14 protein-coding genes are annotated in these 17,713 nt (G+C 70.0%); 1 reads left to right on the top strand and 13 read right to left on the bottom strand.

Annotated features, from left to right (window positions below; translation table 11 throughout):
• Positions 1 to 39: 39 nt before the first annotated feature.
• From OF380_RS10110 to OF380_RS10080, 7 genes are all read right to left on the bottom strand, one after another.
• A complete protein-coding gene (locus tag OF380_RS10110) occupies positions 40 to 912 on the bottom strand; it encodes a branched-chain amino acid ABC transporter permease (protein WP_264050629.1) in 873 nt (290 codons plus the stop codon).
• Between the two features lie 184 nt (positions 913 to 1,096).
• Positions 1,097 to 2,251, bottom strand: coding sequence for an ABC transporter substrate-binding protein (locus OF380_RS10105; protein WP_264050628.1), 1,155 nt, complete (start codon positions 2,249 to 2,251; stop codon positions 1,097 to 1,099).
• 62 nt (positions 2,252 to 2,313) lie between these two features.
• Positions 2,314 to 3,537: a xanthine dehydrogenase family Fe-S subunit gene (locus tag OF380_RS10100; protein ID WP_264050627.1), complete on the bottom strand. Its 1,224-nt coding sequence runs from the start codon at positions 3,535 to 3,537 to the stop codon at positions 2,314 to 2,316.
• Complete coding sequence (locus OF380_RS10095) at positions 3,534 to 4,409, bottom strand: FAD binding domain-containing protein (protein WP_264050626.1); 876 nt, start codon at positions 4,407 to 4,409, stop codon at positions 3,534 to 3,536. The genes OF380_RS10100 and OF380_RS10095 overlap by 4 nt, the downstream gene beginning before the upstream one ends.
• Positions 4,406 to 6,778 carry a xanthine dehydrogenase family protein molybdopterin-binding subunit gene (locus OF380_RS10090; protein WP_264050625.1) on the bottom strand — a complete coding sequence of 791 codons (2,373 nt, stop codon included), beginning with the start codon at positions 6,776 to 6,778 and terminating at the stop codon, positions 4,406 to 4,408. Before OF380_RS10090 ends, OF380_RS10095 begins: the two co-directional genes overlap by 4 nt.
• Complete coding sequence (locus OF380_RS10085) at positions 6,775 to 7,641, bottom strand: alpha/beta hydrolase (protein WP_264050624.1); 867 nt, start codon at positions 7,639 to 7,641, stop codon at positions 6,775 to 6,777. Before OF380_RS10085 ends, OF380_RS10090 begins: the two co-directional genes overlap by 4 nt.
• Before the next feature lie 25 nt (positions 7,642 to 7,666).
• The gene (locus tag OF380_RS10080; RefSeq protein ID WP_264050623.1) at positions 7,667 to 8,941 is read right to left on the bottom strand and encodes an amidohydrolase/deacetylase family metallohydrolase; all 1,275 of its coding nucleotides are present in this window, start codon (positions 8,939 to 8,941) and stop codon (positions 7,667 to 7,669) included.
• A gap of 160 nt (positions 8,942 to 9,101) precedes the next feature.
• Between OF380_RS10080 and OF380_RS10075 the strand changes: the two genes are divergently transcribed.
• Positions 9,102 to 9,623, top strand: coding sequence for a MarR family winged helix-turn-helix transcriptional regulator (locus OF380_RS10075; protein ID WP_404810572.1), 522 nt, complete (start codon positions 9,102 to 9,104; stop codon positions 9,621 to 9,623).
• Between the two features lie 6 nt (positions 9,624 to 9,629).
• Here OF380_RS10075 and OF380_RS10070 read toward each other — a convergent pair whose 3' ends face one another.
• From OF380_RS10070 to OF380_RS10045, 6 genes are all read right to left on the bottom strand, one after another.
• Positions 9,630 to 10,886, bottom strand: a complete 1,257-nt coding sequence (locus OF380_RS10070) for an amidase (RefSeq protein ID WP_264050622.1) — start codon at positions 10,884 to 10,886, stop codon at positions 9,630 to 9,632.
• Between the two features lie 35 nt (positions 10,887 to 10,921).
• Positions 10,922 to 12,226: an amidase gene (locus OF380_RS10065; RefSeq protein ID WP_264050621.1), complete on the bottom strand. Its 1,305-nt coding sequence runs from the start codon at positions 12,224 to 12,226 to the stop codon at positions 10,922 to 10,924.
• Positions 12,227 to 12,290: 64 nt separating this feature from the next.
• Complete coding sequence (locus OF380_RS10060) at positions 12,291 to 13,268, bottom strand: ABC transporter substrate-binding protein (RefSeq protein ID WP_264050620.1); 978 nt, start codon at positions 13,266 to 13,268, stop codon at positions 12,291 to 12,293.
• A gap of 114 nt (positions 13,269 to 13,382) precedes the next feature.
• Positions 13,383 to 14,267: an ABC transporter permease gene (locus OF380_RS10055; protein WP_264050619.1), complete on the bottom strand. Its 885-nt coding sequence runs from the start codon at positions 14,265 to 14,267 to the stop codon at positions 13,383 to 13,385.
• Complete coding sequence (locus tag OF380_RS10050; RefSeq protein ID WP_264050618.1) at positions 14,267 to 15,052, bottom strand: ABC transporter ATP-binding protein; 786 nt, start codon at positions 15,050 to 15,052, stop codon at positions 14,267 to 14,269. Before OF380_RS10050 ends, OF380_RS10055 begins: the two co-directional genes overlap by 1 nt.
• A 471-nt stretch (positions 15,053 to 15,523) precedes the next feature.
• Positions 15,524 to 17,668 carry a matrixin family metalloprotease gene (locus OF380_RS10045; protein ID WP_264050617.1) on the bottom strand — a complete coding sequence of 715 codons (2,145 nt, stop codon included), beginning with the start codon at positions 17,666 to 17,668 and terminating at the stop codon, positions 15,524 to 15,526.
• Positions 17,669 to 17,713 lie beyond the last annotated feature (45 nt).

Here is a 17,713-nt window from a genome sequence, read left to right as displayed (position 1 = left end):
GGGGCCGGGTCATGAGGGGCCGGGTCATGGGGGGTCGGGTCATCCGATGCGCTCCGCCTTGGCGAAGAGGCCCGTCGGCTTGAAGACCAGCACCGCGATGATGATCAGGAAGCCCATGGCGTCCCGGTAGCCCGAGGAGATGTAGCCGGCCCCGAGTTCCTCGGCGAGCGCGAGGATGAAGCCGCCGATGGCCGCCCCGGTGATGTTGCCGAGCCCGCCCAGGATGACGATGGCGAAGGCTTTCAGCTCGGCCATGCCGCCCATCTGCGGGAACACGACGTAGACCGGGCCGAGCAGCGCGCCGGCCGCCGCCGCGAGGCTGGAGCCGAGGGCGAAGGTCGCGGTGTAGATCAGGCGCACGTTCACGCCCATCAGGGAGGCGGTGTCGTGGTCCTGGAAGGTGGCCCGCATGGCGAGCCCGAGGCGCGTGCGGTTGATCAGCCAGTAGGTCAGCCCGATCAGCGCGAGCGCGGCCCCCAGCACGAACAGCCGCAGCCACGAGACCGAGACGGGGCCGAGCTGGAGTGGCGCCTCCGGGAACGGCGTCGGGATCGATTTCGCCACGCCGCCGAACAGCCAAAGCGTGCCCGATTGCAGGACGATGCCGGCCCCGATCATCACCAGCATGGTCGTGTCCATGTCCGCGCCGCGCAACGGGCGCAGCAGCGCGAGGTCGAGGATCGCCCCGAGCAGGAGGCCGCCCAGGATCGCGGTGGGCAGGGCGGCGAAGAAGCCGAGCCCGAGGGCGGTGACCGCGAGGTACATGACGTAGGCGCCCACCGTGTAGAGCGCGCCGTGGGTGAAGTTCACCACGTTCATGATCCCGAAGATCAGGGTCAGCCCGATGCCCAGGAGGGCATAGGTGCCCCCGAGGATCAGGGTGTTGATGAGATGCTGCAGGAATTCGGTCATCGAGGCCTCGCCTGTAAGCAGGGGATACGGTCGTCGGCTGGGCGTCCGTGCAGGGTCGGCAAGCTCGGCGCGGGTCCCCCCTCTCCTTTCGGGAGAGGGACCCTGTTCCGCCCGTGACACCCGAGGCGCACACACACGGATCATGGAAACCCGGAGCCCCGGCCGCCGGGAGATGCGCGCGCGGCTAGAGCGTCGGCACCACGACCTTCCCGCCGTCGATCTTCACGAGGTAGACGTCGGGCTTGCTCTGCCCGCTCTCGGAGCCGGCCGGCCCGGCCTTGGCGAAGCGGATCGGCCCGTTCAGGCCGGTGAAATCCACCGACCAGAAGCCCTTCCGGATCGAGGCCGCATCGGCGGCACCCCCCTTCTCGATGGCCGCCGCGATGGCGCGGATGCCGTCGTAGCCCCGGAAGCTCTCGGTGACGCCGGCGAACTCGAAGCCGCGCTTCTTCCACTCGCCGATGAAATAGGCGGTGGCGGCCGGGTTCGGGGTCTTCTCGGGGTACCAGGGCAGGAAGGTGGTGAGATGCATCGTTCCCTCGGCGGCGGCGCCCGCCTGGGCGATGATCTGGTCGGGGTTCTGGGAGCCGCCGGTGGTGATGATCCGCTTCTTCAGGCCGAGCGCCGCCATCTGCTTGAACAGGAGGGTGAGCTGGTCGACGGCGGCCGTGATCATGATGGTGTCGGCATCGGAGCCCTTCAGCTTGGAGAGCTGGGCGCTCATGTCCTGGGCGCCCTGGTCCATGGTCTCGACGAGGCCGACCGTGACGCCCTTGCCCTTGAGCATCTTGGTGAAATCGGCCGCCGCGCCCCGGCCCCAGTCGTTGTTGATGGCCAGGAAGTCGACCTTCTTCAGGCCGAGCTTCTCCACCATCGGGGCGAACGCCTCCGCCTCCAGGGCCGAGGGCGGCGAGATGCGGAAGACGTAAGGATTGCCCGAGGTGGTAATCTTGCCCGACGACGAGGTCTCCACCAGCATCGCGGTCTCGTAATCGGCGAGCTTGGGCATCACCGCGAGCGTGAGGCTCGATCCCCAGGCGCCCATCAGCACCGGGGTCTTGTCGCTGGTGATGAGCTTCTCGGCCACCGCCGCAGCCTCGGTCGGGTTGCTCTTGTTGTCCTCGACGACGAGTTCGAGCTTCTTCCCGAGGACCCCGCCCTTGGCGTTGATCTCGTCGGCGGCGATGCGGGCCCCGTTGACCACGTAGGTGCCGGAGGCCGCGAACGGACCGGTCAGGGGCTCGTTGACGCCGATCCGGATGGCCTGCGCCTGGGCGATCCCCGCCGACAGACCGAACGCGAGCGTGAGGGCGGGAAGTCTCGTGAGGCTGCGCGTCATGGTGGTCTCCGGTCTCGGTCGAGGGGTGGGAAAGCGTGGGCTGGGTGGTGGGGGGACGGCACTCAGGCGCGCCGGTCCCCGCGTCCGGAGAGGCGCCGCCAGAGCGGGGCCAGGAGGGTCGAGAGGAGGAGCCGCAGCGGGTTCAGACCGGCCGTCGTCAGGGCCGGCGCGCCGGAGAGCCGAGCTTCGAGGTTCGCGGCGAAATCGGCCCCGAGGCGCCCGGCGAGGTCGCGTACGAGCCCCGGCCGCCCGAACTGCGCCAGCGGTCCTTTCAGGGTGTAGCCGACGGCGAGATCGATCCGGGCCGTGCCGGGAGCCTCGCCGGGTCCGACCCGGTAGCGGATCTCGCCCTGCGTGGCGGAACGGCCGCCGGCATCGCTGCCCGCGCCGAGGATGCGCCCCGTCAGGGCCTCTTCGTCCCGCGTGATGCGGGCGCGACCACGGAACCGGGCGGCGATCGGCCCGATCCGCACCTGAAGCGCGCCCTCAGCGGCGTCCGGGCTCGGCCGGCCCGTCAGCACCGCTCCGGGCAGGCAGGCGGCCACGGCCTCCACGTCGCCGAACAGGGCGAAGACAGCGTCGGGCGGGTGCGCCACGGTGAACGCCTGGTCGAAGCGGTGGGCGGGGACGAAATCGGCGTCGAGATCCGCGATCCCCGGCGCGGAATCGGCCTGCGCCACGGGCCGAAGGGGCGTGCGGGCCGCCGCCGCTGCCGGGCCGGACGGCGCGCCGAGGCGCGCCCCGACGGGGCCGAGGCCCCGCTGGCCGGTCACCGGCGCGATGCCACGGGCGCGGCGCTCGGCGATGACGCTGCGCACCGCCCGGACGATGCCGACATAGCCGGTGCAGCGGCAGAGATTTCCCGAGAGGCCGGCGCGGATACGGCGCTCGTCGGGCTCGGGCAGGCGCAGGACGAGGTCGCGGGCGGCGATGAGCATGCCCGGCGTGCAGTAGCCGCACTGCAGGGCGTGCTCGCGGTTGAAGGCGGCGCGCAATTCCCCGGCGACCGGATCGTCGTCGAGGCCCTCGATGGTCGTCACCTCGGCGCCCGCGCAGGCCCCCGAGACGGTGAGGCAGGCCCGCGCAGGCTCGCCGTCGAGGAGCACCGTACAGGCGCCGCAGACCCCGTGCTCGCAGCCGAGATGGGTTCCGGTGAGGTCGAGGGCATCGCGCAGGACGTCGGCGAGATGGGTGCGCGGCTCCGCCCGCAGGCTCCGGGCCCGCCCGTTGACGGTGAGGTCGAGGGAGAGGCGGTCGTCGTGGAACGTGGCCGATGCGGTGCTCATGCGGCCTCGCTGACGGTTCGTGTGCGGGACGGCGGCGCGGAGGCCGCCTGTGCGACGGCCCGCGCCAGGACGGTGACGTGGACGTGGCGCGCCACCGGGTCGGACATCCCGGCATCGCGCAGGAAGGCCTCGGCCGCCCGGGCATCGAAGCGTTCGGCGAAATCTGGGCCGATCCGCCCGCCGAACAGGTCGCGGGCCTCCGCGACCACGAGGGGCGCGCGCTCGATGGCGCCGATCACCAGGCGGGCACGGGCCGCGCCGGGCTCGATCCGCACGGCCCCGATGGCGTGGGCGAACTCACCGATCTTGGAGCAGTGCTTGACGTAGCCCCAGGCGGTGCCGGACGGGAGCGCGGGAATCCGCACGGCGACCAGCATCTCGCCGGGCGCCAGGGCCACGTCGAGGGCGCCGGTGACGAAGGCCTCGAGCGCGAGGCGACGCCGGCCGGATGCGGAGGCCAGTTCGACCTCGGCACCGAGGGCGATCAGCGCGGTCACCCAATCGGCGGCGGGATCCGCATGGACGAGGGAGCCGCCGATGGTGCCGCGATTGCGCACCGGCCGGTAGGCGATGGCCGCCGCCACCCGCGCCATGGCGCCGCCGGTGAGGTCGGGCACGCGCCCGTCCTCGATATCCGCGTGGGTGACGAGGGCGCCGAGGACCAGGGTGTCGCCCTCGATCGCCGCGCGGCGCAACTCCGGGATGCCCGTGATGTCGAGGACGAGGTCCGGCTCGACGAGGCGCAGGTTGAGCATCGGGCCGAGGGACTGGCCCCCGGCCATCAGCTTGACGCTGCCCTCGGCGGTGGCCATCCGGGCGAGCAGGCCGGCGAGATCGCCGGGGCGCTCATAGGCGAAGCGGGCGGGTTTCATGCGGCCTCCCGGGTGTGGGCGGAGGCCCCCGCGCGGGCCTCCAGCACGGCCTCGACGATGCGGTGCTGGCTCACCGGCGCATGCAGCATCGCCACGCCGAGGGGCCGCAGGGCGTCGTTGATGGCATTGGCCAGGGCCGCCGGCGGCGCGATCGCCCCGCCCTCGCCGATGCCCTTCACGCCGAACTGCGTGTAGGGCGAGGGCGTCGCCATGTGGTCGATGCGCGGCTCGGGCACCTCGGCGGGGCCCGGCAGGAGGTAGTCGGCGAAGGTGGAGGCCAGCGGCTGTCCCCGGGAGTCGAACCGCATCTCCTCGTAGAGCGCGGTGCCGATCCCCTGCGCGAGGCCGCCGTAGATCTGGCCGTCCACCACCAGCGGGTTCACCAGGGTGCCGCCATCCTCCACGATGACGTAGTCGAGGATCTCGACCGCCCCCAGATCGGGATCCACCGCGACGAGGGCCGCATGGGCCGCGTAGGAGAAGGTGCCGGAATCGCGCTGCGGCTTGTAGCCGGCGGTGACTTCGAGGCCGCCGGGATCGACGTCGAGGCTCAGATCCTGCGGGCGCCGGTACCAGGTGTGGGCGATCTGCGCGAGGCCGACATCGCCCGAGGGGCCGACGACGCGGCCCGCCTCGAACCGGCAGACGGCCGGATCGGCCTGGAGCAGGTGGGCGCCGATCCGCAGGGCGCGGTCGGCGAGTTCGCGGCAGGCGGCCGCGACGGCGCCCCCCGCCATCACCATGACGCGCGAGCCCCAGGAGCCGGTGGAGTAGGGCGTCATCGCGGTGTCGCCGTGGACGACCCGCGTGCGCGCCACCGGCACGCCGAGGATCTCGTGCGCGACCTGCGCCAGGGTGGTCTCCAGGCCCTGGCCGTGGGAATGCGCGCCGATCCGGAGTTCGAGGCCCCCGTCGGGGGTGAGGCGGGCGCCGGCCTGCTCGTGGCCCGGCACCATGGGGATGCCCCAGCCGGAATAGACCGATGTGCCGTGCGCCGCCTGCTCGCAGTAGATCGAGAGCCCGAGACCGATCCGGCGCCCGTCGGGCTCGGGCGTCCGCTGGCGCGCCCGTACGGCGTCCACGTCGATCGCCTTCAGGGCGCGGGCGAGCGCCTGCGGATAATCGCCGCTGTCGAAGTGCTTGGCCGTGATGTTGTCGAAGGGCATCTGGTCGGCGCGCACGAGGTTCTTCTCGCGCACCACCCAGGGCTCGAGGCCGGCCTCGGCCGCCACGGCGTCGAGGATGAGTTCCATGGCGAAGCAGACGCCGGTGCGGGCGACCCCGCGATAGGGCAGGATCGGGCACTTGTTGGTGGCCACCGACCAGGTCCGGCAGCGATAGGCCGGGAAGTCGTAGGGGCCGGGCAGGATGCTCGCCACCTGGGCGGCCTCCAGGCAGGCGGAGAACGGGTAGGCCGAGTAGGCCCCGGAATCGACGGTGGCCTCGCAATCGATGCCCCGCAGGCGGCCGTCCCGCTCCGCATAGGCGGTGATGCGGTAATGGTGCTCGCGGCAATTGGCGTTGGCGGTGAGGTGCTCGCGCCGGTCTTCGAGCCAGCGCACGGGGTGGCCGACGCGCAGCGCCAGCCAGGCGAGGCAGACATCCTCGGCGAGCAGGATCGCCTTGTAGCCGAAGCCGCCGCCGACGTCGGGCGAGACGATGCGCAGGCGCCCCTGCTCGATCCCGAGACATTCGGAGAGGCCGTTGCGCACGATGTGCGGCATCTGGCTCGCCGTGTGGACGACGAGCTGGTCCATGCGGTGGTCGAGATGCACCACCGTGCCCCGCCCCTCGATGGGCGCCATGCATTGCCGGCCCGTCGAGATGGTGCGCGAGACCTGGATCGGCGCGTCGAGCGCCGAGGCGAAGTTCACGTCGACCAGCGTCTCCAGGAAGACGTTGTCGCTCCAATGCTCGTGCACCAGCGCCGACCCCGGCTCGCGGGCGGCGAGCATGTCGTGGATCGCGGGCAGTTCCTCGAGATCGAGGACGATGGCGGCGGCGATGTCCTCCGCCTCGGCGCGGGTCGGCGCGAGGCAGATCGCCAGGAGTTCGCCGACCTGCCGCACCTTGTCCTTGGCGAGGACCGGCTGCTCGGACACCTTGAAGCCTGTGAGCCCCGAGACCGCCCGGATCGGCTGCACATCGGTCAGGTCGGCGGCGGTGAACACCTGAGCCCGATAGGCCTCGGGCACGTGGATCGCCCGGATGCGGGCATGGGCCAGCGGACTGCGCACGAAGGCGACGTCCTGCAGGCCGGGCAGGCGCAGGTCGCCGACATACTGGCCGCGCCCGCGCATCAGGCGGTCGTCCTCCTTGCGCGGCAAGGCCGCGCCGACGCCCTCAGAGAGGCCGTTCGCGTCGCTCATGCTTCTCTCCCGTCGATGAGATCGATCGCAGCGCGCACCAGCACGCCGCCGGGACGACGCAGTTCGTTCAAGATCGAGAAGTGTTCAGCCCCCGCCACGGGGACGAGTGGCCCCGGCGCATGCCGGGCGCTGCGCAGGGCGTGGAAGTCCCGGGCGTCGTGGACGAGGGCCGGGCGCTCGGCGCTGCCATAGGCGATGGCCAGGGGCTTTCCCACCACCGGCAGGCGCAGGGGCGAGAGGGTCGCGACCTCGGCATCCGTGAGGGAGAGCGCGCCGTTCAGCCCGGTGTCGCGGATCGGCCCGAGTTCGTAGACGCCCGAGATCGCGAGTCCTGCCACCACTGCCGGATGATGCAACTGCATCGCCGCGAGATGCGCGCCTGCCGACCAGCCGGCGAGCACGAGGGGACCGGCGATCCCGTGGGCCGGCCCGTTCTCGGCCAGCCAGTCCAGGGCGAGGCCGATCTCCTCGACGATCCGAGTCAGGCTCGCCTCGGGTGCGAGCGTATGGCCCGGCATCGCCACGGACCAGCCGGCAGCGGCGGGCCCTTCGGCGAAGCAGGCGAACAGGTCGCGGGAATTGCGCTGCCAGTAGCCGCCATGGATGAAGACGAGGCAGGGCGCGGCCGAGTTTTCCGCCGGATAGAGGTCGAAGGCCGTGCGGGGTGCGGGCGCATACGGGATGTCGAGGGCGCCCGAATGCGCGGCCCGGTAGGCGGCGGAGGCCGCGTTGCGCGCGGCCGCCTGGGCGGCGGCATCGGGTACCGCCGCGTTGTTGTCGTAGGCGGCGTCGCGCGCCGCTCGGTCCAGACGTGACCAGTCGTGCCGGGGGTCGGGCGGCAGCGGGGACGGATCGGCCCTCATGCGGTCGTCTCCTTGCGGGCTCGGGTCAGGCCGCGATGGCGCTGGGCAGGATCGGCGAGTCGGCGTCGAAGCGCTTGCCGGCGCGCAGGCAGAAGGCCGGCTGCAGCAGGCGCTGGGCGATGACCTGGGTGTCCTCGTTGTCGCGCAGAAGGAAGCGGCCGCGATGGTCGTGCAGCACCGAGACGTCGGCGGCGAAGCCGGGCGTCAGGGCGCCGATCCGATCGGACAGGCCGAGCATCTCGGCCGGATGCTTCGTCACCATAGGCACGACCTCTTCGAGGCTGAGGCCGAGGGCCATCATCGAGCTCATCGCCTGGGTCAGGCTGAAGCGGGCCTGCCCGAGGAAGGGGTGGTTCTCGTCGTCGTGATGCTCGTCGGGCGTGCCCGCCGGGCGCGGCACCTCGGTGTTGTAGCCGTGCATGTCGGCGCCCAGCGTGTAGGGCACGACGCCGGCCGGCAGGGAGGCGCGGGCGACCCGGTAGGAGAAGTGGCTGCCGTGGCCGACATCTACCCGCAGGCCGGCATCCATCGCCGCCCGGATGATCGGGTGGACAACGCCTTCCTCGTTGATGAAGCCACCCGGATGGCGGGTGAACGGGTGCGCGAGGAAGTCCCCGGGGCGCAGCAGCGGGATCACCCGCTCCATGATGGTGTTGGCGTCCTCGCCGTTGGCGCCGCTCTCGGGCAGGCCCCAGAGCTGGCCGAAATGCACGTAGAGCGGCAGGTCGGACCGGCGGCTGATCTCGGCCGCCATTTCCATGACCTTGATGCCCCAGCGGGCGAAGCCGCCGATCTCGGCATGGCCCTTGATGCCGCGCACGAGGTCGCGGTTCTCGGTCGCCGACTTCACCGTCGCATCGATGTCGACCCCGTCCGGGCTGTAGAGATTGGGATAGAAGTGCCCCTCCAGGCCCCCCACGAGGTAGGCCGACAGGAAGGCGTAGATCCGGGTCTCGGCCTGCTCGGCGACGAAGTGGCGGAAGCCCGGCAGGGTCATGCAGGAGGCGCCGCCCTGGTCGATCACCGTGGTCACGCCCGAGCGCACGCCGACCATGTCGGGCGGCAGGCCGAACCGGCCGGTGACGTACTGGTAGACGTGCCCATGCGTGTCGATCATGCCCGGCAGGACCAGCTTGCCGGTGACGTTCACCACCTCCGTGGCGGCCGACGGGATGATGCTGTCCGCAACGGCGGCGATCCGTCCGTCGCGGATGGCGACATCCTTGATGCCGTCGATGCCATTGGCCGGGCAGATGACCCGCCCGCCGCGCAGCAGCATGTCGTAGCGTCCCTCGTCCATTCCGCGCTCTCCTTGAGGCCTCACCGCAGTGCGACGGCCGCCGCATCCACCGACCCTGGCGGGATCGACCGAATGCGAAGTATGCTTCGTATCTCTCGACAAGCACGGTACGTGCCACGGGCGAATCGAGCGGCGATCAGACTCAGGGAGCGGAATGCGAATGGACGAAATCGGGTCTGAGATTGCGGAGACGACACGGGACGGTGGCGCCATCCCGCAACCGGTGGCACCGTGGCCTCTGGCGGAACGTCCAGGATTCCTGATGCGGCGACTGCATCAGATCCATGTCAGCCTCTTTTCAGAGCGTTGTGGCGCTTTCGGCGTCACTCCGCTGCAGTACAGCCTGCTCTCGTTGCTGGCGGAACGCGGCGAAGCCGATCAGACCACCTTGGCGAATGCGGTGGCCCTCGACCGGACGACGACGACGGGCGCCCTCAAACGCCTGGAAGCGCGCGGGCTCGTCGAACGCTCTGCTTGGCTGACGGATCGGCGCTCTCAGCGTTGCCGCGCGACCCCGGCGGGCCGCACCCTGCTTCAGCGGATGGAGGAGGCCGCGCGGCAGGCACACGACGCCACGCTCCAGCCGCTCTCGGCGGAGGAGCAGGCGATCCTGATCCGGCTGATGAAGAAGGTCACCGCCGGCCATCAGCAGCGGCGCGGCGCGGCCGGGCTTCTAGGTTGAACGGCTCTACGCGGATTGCCGTCCCATCAGCGTCTCGACGAAGCGCGCGGCCCCGAGGGCCCGGGCATCGTCGCCACGACGTGCGATCACCTGCACGCCGAGCGGCAGCCCGGTCGCGCTGCGGCCCACCGGCACGGTCACGCAGGGAACCCCCATCAGCGTCCAGAGACGGTTGAAGCGGGAATCACCCGTGCTGGCATGGCCTTCCGGCGCCGGACCGGGCGCCGAGAGCGTCAGGATCACGTCCAGGTCGTGCTCCGCGAACAGGTCCGGCAACTGCCGCCGGGCGCGATCCGCCACCTTCAGGGACGCGTCGTAGGATTTCGGCGCCACGCCCTGCGCGGCATCGAGATGGGCGCCGAGAAGGCGTCCGAGATCCGCGCGATGGGTGGTGTATTCCCAGTCCAGCGCCTGGACCGCCTCGAAATCCTGGATCGTGCCGTGGAGCCCGAAAGCCTCGGCGAAGAGGGCCGGCAGGGGGAGGTCACGAAGGCGGGCTCCGGCGGTCTCGGCGGCGACGCGCACGCGTTCGAGGGCGGCCAGCGCCTCGGGTTCCGCGGCGGCGCAGAAATCCTGCCGGACGACGCCGATGCGTGGCGTGCCCGGCTCGGTCGCGGACAGGTCGAGATCGGGGCGCCCCGTCATCAGCGCGAGGGCGTAGGCGGCATCCGCGACGCCTGCCGTGAACAGGCCCAGCGTGTCGAGGGTCCAGGAGAAGCACTTCATGCCCACCGTGGGCAGGAGGCCGAACGAAGGCTTCAGCCCGACCACGCCGCAATAGGCCGCCGGGCGGATGACCGAGCCACCCGTCTGCGTGCCGAGCGCCAGCGGCAGCATCCCCGCGCCGACGGCGGCAGCGGACCCCGCCGACGAACCACCGGGCGTGTGCCCCGGGTGATGCGGATTGCGCGTCCCGGTCGGGTCGAGGAAAGCGAAGGCCGTGGTCGTGGTCTTGGCCAGCGGAACGGCGCCGAGCCGCCTCAGGCGCGCCACGGCGGCGGCATCGGCTCGTGGACGCCAGCCCTCATAGATCGGCGAGCCCATCTGTGTCGGCAGGTCGGCCGTGTCGAGGATGTCCTTCACCCCCACGGCGATGCCCGCAAGGGGGCCGTGCGCCGGCACGGCCGGATCGAGCGTGCGGCTGACCAGCGCCTGGATCTTGGGCTCGTGCTCGGCGATGGCGGCCTCGCAGAGACCGATGGCGTCACGGGGGGTGAGAGAGCCGGCATCGATCTGCGTACGCAGCGACAGGAGGGACAGCATGGGACAGCGTTCCAATGAGCGCGACGGGCGGGTTTTCAGACGGCGGGGAAGGTGATCGGGCGGGCAAGCACCGTTTCGCACCAGCCCACCGTACGGAGCAAGGCAAGATCGTTGCGGTAGGCCCCGACCAGCTGGAGGCCGAGGGGGAGTCCCCGGCTTGCTCCCGCCGGGAGCGCGACGGCGGGAGCGCCGAGGCAGGTCCAGGGCACGCAGAAGGCGGGGTCACCCGTCGAGGCCAGCCCCTCGGGCGCCGGGCCGGAGGCCGGCAGGGTCAGGATCGCGTCATGACCTGTCAGCACCGCGTCGAGGTCAGTCCGCAGTTCGATCTGCCGCCGCAGAGCGTCCACGTAGGCGACGGCCGAGATCCGTGCACCCTCCGCGACGAGGTCCTTGAGCGGCTGGCTCGTCCGGTCGGGACAGCGCTCCACCAGCGATCCGAAGCGGGCGCTCGCCTCGACGGCGAGGATGGTGCGCGCGCAGTCCCACAGAACCTCGAAGGAGGCCGGGAGTTCGAGGTCGGACACCCCGGCCCCGGCCGCGCGGAAGGCCGCTGCCGCGGAGTCGAGCAGGGCGCGCTGCTCGGGTTCGGCCCTGTCCCAGATCGCGGTTCGGACAACGGCCAGACGCGGCGCGTCGCGCGCTGCCAATCGCGCGTCGAGATCGACGGAAAATCCCGGCAGCGGGCGTCCGTGTGGGTCCGCGTCGTCCCGGCCGATCAGATGCACGAGGGCGAAGGCGGCGTCCGTCACTGACCGGGTGAACAGGCCGACATGGTCGAGGGAGGGGGCCAGCGGATGCACGCCCAGTCGCGGGATCGCGCCATAGCTCGGCTTGAAGCCGACGACCCCGCAATAGGCCGCCGGCCGGATCACCGACCCGAAGGTCTGCGTGCCGAGCGCCAGGGGCACGATTCCGGCCGCCACGGCGGCGGCCGAGCCACTGGAGGAGCCGCCCGGGGTGTGCCCGCGCGCCCAGGGATTATGCGTCGGCCCCGGATGGCGCCAGGCGAACTCCGTCGAGACCGTCTTGCCGAGGACCGAGGCCCCGAGCGCCCTCAGGCGGGCGACGATCCAGGCATCCGCGGCGGGCACGTGGTCGGCATAGACCGGCGAGCCGTTCGTGGTGGGCATGTCGGCGGTGGCGATGATGTCCTTCACGCCCACGGGGATGCCGGCCCAGGGACCGTCTGCCGGCGAAAGCTCCGGTGCCAGATACGTGAACGCGGCCATGTCCGCGTGCGCCCGGGCCGCCTCATGGCAGGCCGCGAGGTAATCGCCGGGCGAGGCGTGCCCATCGCGGAACGCCCGCAGGGCGTCGACGAGACCGAGGTGGTTGAGCATCGAAGGGTCCATTGTCTCACATAGCCGGACGCCGCACCGGCGCGGCGTCCGGCCGTTCGGAGGCTCAGTTCGCCGCGAGGCTCTTCTCGATGAAGTCGCGGCGCACGAAGGTGGCGTAGTCGGGCAGGGCCGGGAGATTGCCCAGCGCCACCTGCGTCTCCATGCCGGTCTTGAGCGCCTCGGCGGTGATGTCGACGCTGTCCGGATAGACCTTCTCACGCATCATGCGCTTGACCGCAGCCTCGACGACGGCGGGGTCGAGGTTCGGGAACTGCTTCTTGGCGATGGCGACGGTCTTCTCGGGCTCGGCGTGCATGAAGCGGATCGCCTTCTGCATGCCGGTGACGACCTTCTGGGTGATGGCGGGATCGACGTCCTTGCGGGCGCTCACGGCCGAGAAGGCGTAGGGGCCGTAGCGCTCGGGAAAGCCCAGCACGACCTTCATGCCCTTGGCCACGACCTGATCGAGGCCGGGCTCGTACATCACGGCGATCTTGGCCTGACCGGCCAGGAGGGGCCCCGGCTCGGAGCCGAGCTGGACCTGGGTCATCTCCACGTCCTCGGGCTTGAGACCGTTCTCCTTCAGGAGTTTCAGGAACAGCGAGGTGCTCGTGGTGGGCATCAGCCCGGTGACGATCTTCTGACCTTTCAGGTCCTTCACATCGTTGAAGGTCACGTCGGGGGCGGTGGCGATCCAGACGGCGGCCCCGTTGACGACGTTCGCCACGACGTTGACGGGCGCGCCCTTCGAGGCGGCGATCGCGGTCCATTCCGGGCCGTGGATCGAGTATTGCGCGCTCTTCGAGATGACGGCCGAGAGCGCCACCGCCGGGGCCCCCGCCGTCTCCTTCGTCACCTCGACGCCCTCGCCCGCGAAGAAGCCGCCATCCATGGCGACGTAGAAGGGCAGGTAGAGCATCGACTGGAAAGCCTGCGAGATCGTGACCTTGTCGGCCGCCCGGGCCGGCAGGGCCGCAAGCCCGGCGAACCCGAGGATCGCGGCCAGAGAGGTGGAGAGACGCAGACGCTTGGAGCGGATCATCCGTGAGGCCCTTCTTCGAGGAACTTTGGGGAGGCAGGCGTTCGGGAAGCCCAGGCTCGCGCGTCGATGACCGGCCATCGAGGCCGGCGGATGGATGCGCGCGCGGGGCTCTGATCAGACCTGGACTTGGCCGGCCGTGGTGATCTGCCGCCAGGGCAGGATGCGACGCTCGGCGAAATCGATCACATGGTAGAGGAGGAAGCCGACGAACATCAGCACGAAGAGGCCGACCCAGACCGTATTGAGGTCGTAGAGGCTCGAGGCCGCGTAGATCAGGTGCCCGAGGCCGCGCTGAGACGAGATGAACTCGCCGACCACCGCGCCGACGAGCGCGAAGCCGATGTTGATGCGGAACATCCCGATGATGGCCGGCAGGGTCGAGGGCACGATCACGCTCTTGAAGATGCGATTCTTCGAGGCGCCCATCGAGGCCAGCAGCGCCTGCAGGTCGGGGTCGGCGTCGCGCGCGGCCTGGTAGGCCGCGATGAGGGCGACCAAGGCGGTGAGGGAGACCGCCAGCGCCACCTTCGAGACGAAGCCGGTTCCGAACCACAGGATCACGATGGGGGCCAGCGCGATCTTGGGCACCGAGTTGATGGCCACGATGAAGGGCTCGACGAGCCGTGCGACGAAGGCCGAGTACCACAATCCGAGACCGGCCACCGATCCCAGGAGGGTGCCGATCAGGAACCCGATGATCGCCTCGATCAGCGTGTACCAGGTGTCAACCGGCAGGGACCCGTCCAGCATCGAGTTGAGAAAGACCCGCCAGATGCCCGACGGGGCGCCGACCAGGAATTCCGTGAGCCAGCCGGCCCGGACCGCGATCTCCCAGGCCAGGAAGAAGACGGAGACGGCCAGCACTTGAATGATGCCGCGCCCGAGTGTCGTGTCGGCCGCCCGTGCGACGCGGCCCGGTTTCGAGCGGGGTCGCGCCGAGGCCGCGCGAGCGGGCCGCGTCGAGGCCGGAACGGAGGTGTTCAAGGCTTGTGTCGCCATCAGGCAGCCCTCTGCCGGGTCTGGATTTCGAGCTCGCCGCAGAGGGTTTGGAAGTAGTCGGAGAAGCGCGGATCGCTGCGGGCACCGATCGGCGAACGGGCATCGAGCCCGATCTCATGGATCGACTTCACCTTGGTGGGCCGGTTGCCGAGCACGACCACGCGCTTCGAGAGGGCGACAGCCTCGTCGATGTCATGGGTCACCAGGACGACGGTCTTGTGGAAGGTCTCCACCGCGTCGAGGAGCACACCTTCGAGGTAGAGCCGGGTCTGGTAGTCGAGGGCCGAGAAGGGTTCGTCCAGCAACAGGATATCCGGATCCATGATCAGGGTCCGGATCAGGGCGGTGCGCTGCCGCATGCCGCCGGACAACATCTTCGGGTAGGCATTCTCGAAGCCCGACAGGCCGAAGGTCGAGAGGTATTCACGGGCCGTATCGAGCGCCTGGGCCCGGTCGACGCCCTTCATCTCGAGGCCGAGCATCACGTTCTGCAGGACCGTTCGCCAGGGAAAGAGCAGATCCTTCTGCATCATGTAGCCGACCCGGCCCTGCAGCCCCGGCACCAGCTCGCCGCGAAACGTCATCGTGCCGCTGTCGGGCTCGAGCAGTCCGGCGATGACGTTGAACACGGTCGTCTTGCCGCATCCGCTCGGACCGATGATGCTGACGAAATCGCGCTCGTAGATGTCGAAGCTGAGCCCGTCGAGAACCGGCACCGGCGCACCCTTGCCGGGAAAGGACTTGCGGATACCATCCAAGCTGAGCTGGACCTTGGGAGCCGTCATGGAGCCTCCGTGTCTGTCACACGGCTCCAGCAAACCTCGGGCCAACGGAATTATGGATGCAGAACAGCTGGGCGGCGTCCTGTGGCGGTCGGCCGAATTCCCGCACGAGGCCGGCGGGACCGGATCCGATGCTCCGGTCCGGATGCGTGAGGTCCGGCATAACGCCGAGCCATCGAAGCGAACCCGAGACCGGCGACCACGCCCTCACCGAACCCCTTTCCGCTCACGGCCTGCCCCGCGTCGGTGCCCTGATGCGCTTCGGCGGACCCACATCGCCTGCGGCCTGAAGGAGCAGTCCTCGGGAGTCACGGACTTGAGACGGCAGCAGGATGGCACAGCACGCAAGCGCGCCGGGGGGATGCCCCCGACGCGCTGACGCTTCGTCAATCGATCCGGCGATCCGATGCCGGTTAAGGAGACCGCTCGCGGCGCGCGACGACCGAGAACGGCCCGGTCGTCGCCCGTCCAGCCTCAGGCGATGTTGCCGTAGCCGAAGGTGCCGTCGTTGAGGACGGCGCGGTTCTCGACCAGCCCGTACTGCAGGTAGTGCTGCATCGGGTTGAGCCCGGCCTGGGCCACGTCGCCGTTGACCGCAAGGTATTCCGAGCTGTCGAAGTCGGCGGAGGGGTCGCGGCCCTCCTTCCAGCCGTAGGTGTCGTAGTGGGCGAGCGGATTGATGCCCGCCGCCGCGACGTCGCCGTAGGCGGCCAGATACCCCTTGGTGTCGAACACCGCGTTCGGATCGCGGCCTTCCTTCCAGCCATCGGTGTCGAAGTGCTGGCGGGCGAAGGCGAAGGTGTCGCTCGCGCCCGTGCTCTGCGCGACCTGCAGCACGTCGGCGTTGGCGAGCAGGTAGAACTCGGCGTCGAACCCGGCCTTGATGTCGGCGGCCTTGCCGACCGCGTCGAAGATGGCGCGGCCTTCGGCCTGGCCGTACTGGAGGTAGTGCTCCAGCGGGTTCAGCCCGGCGTCCCGCACGTCCGTGTGGCGGGCGAGATAGAACTCGTTGTCGAAGCGCGCGCCCGGGTCGCGGCCCTCCTTGAAGCCGGATTGCTGGTATTGGGTGAGCGCCTCGGCCCCGGACTTCACCACGTCGGCGTTCACGCCGAGATAGCCCTTGGTGGAGAAGAACGCGTTGGGGTCACGGCCCTCGGCGGCACCGTAGGCGGCGTAGTGCGCATCCGCATCCTGGCCGGCGGCGAGAACGTCCCGGTTGGTCAGGAGGTAGTACAGGTCGTCGACCAGGGGGTTGCCGTCCGCCGTGTCGATCATGCGGTCGCTGAACTGGAACTGCTCGATGCCCCGAACGGTATCCTGGCCATCCGGACCCGAGACCACCAGCAGGCCGCTCGCGGCGAGACTGACGGTCGCCTCGCTCAGGGCGTAGCCAAACACCGCCTTGTCGAGGCCGTTGCCGCCGTCGAGGACATCATCGCCGGCCCGGCCGTCGAGCGTGTCGTTGCCGGCGCCCCCCGTCAGCACGTTCGCGACGGCGTTGCCGGTCAGCGTATCGTCGCCGGAACCGCCCGTGGCTTTCTCGATGACGACGCCGTTGGCGATCGTGTAGCCGCCGCCGATGAAGGCCGCGTAGCTGAGGACGCCGCGGCTCGTGGTCGTCGCATCGAGGGTCGCCGCAGTGAGATCCAGGATGGCGTTGCGCGTGCCGTCATAGCGCAGTTCGTCCGTGCCCCCGGTGTCCCAGATGCTCTGCCAGAACGCGGTATCGGGCTGGTACACGATGGTCTCTGGCACGCCCGCCTCGTTCGGCGGCCCCGGCAGGAACGGCCGCGGGTCGTTGCTGTCGGGCAGCATGTAGACGTTGTTCCCGCTCGCGAAGGTGGTGTTCGCGCCGTAGAGGTACTGGATGGCGGCGATGTCGTAAGCCATCGGTGCGGCGGCAAAACCGTGATCGAGAAAGTAATCTTCGGCCACCGGGCGCTGGCGCGTGGGCTCCTCGACGATGATTCCCTTGTCGTCGAACGTGTAGCCGTGCGCGTAGGACATCACCGACCCGAACATATGGTTCAGATCGTAGAGGCCTAAGTCGCGCTGCCGTTCCGCGGCCGGGTCGGTGGCCTCGATGCCGGGGAAGTAGTTCGGGGCGAAGGCGCCGGATCCGGAATCGTGGGGATGCTTCAAACCGAGACCGTGGCCGGTCTCGTGGATGAAGGTGCGATAGAAGTTGCCCCCCGGCTCCATCTGATCGGGCGTCCACTGACGCACACCGACCGCCTCGAAGTTGTACGTCCCGTTGCTCTGGGCATTCGCGTTGGCGCTCGGCAGATTGTGGGAGGCCGAGACCGTTCCTCCGGCGGTCGCCTGGTTCTCGAGGCGCTCGACGAAGAGTGCCTCGGGCTGGGTCGCGACCTGCTGGAAATCGACGTTGGCGACGTTCTCCCAGTTCTGGATGGCCTTGCTGAACTGCGCCTTCTCGAAGGGGCGCCAATCATAGCCCGTGTTGTTTCCGTCGACGGCTGTTCCGGTCAATTTGCCGAAATAATACTTGACGACGAACGGCCCCTCCACGCCGGCATCGTTCACGTAATGCCGGCCATTGTTGATAAACGCGTCGACGAATTCATTCCCGCTTTCGGGAGAAAGGGCGGTCAAAGCCATCAGAGAACAATCCCATGTTCATGCCGCGCAATACCCACGTCTCTT

Origin of the sequence: Methylobacterium sp. FF17 (genome assembly GCF_025813715.1) — a bacterium.
In the GTDB taxonomy this organism is placed as follows: domain Bacteria; phylum Pseudomonadota; class Alphaproteobacteria; order Rhizobiales; family Beijerinckiaceae; genus Methylobacterium; species Methylobacterium flocculans.
This window is presented reverse-complemented; position numbering and strand designations above follow the sequence as displayed.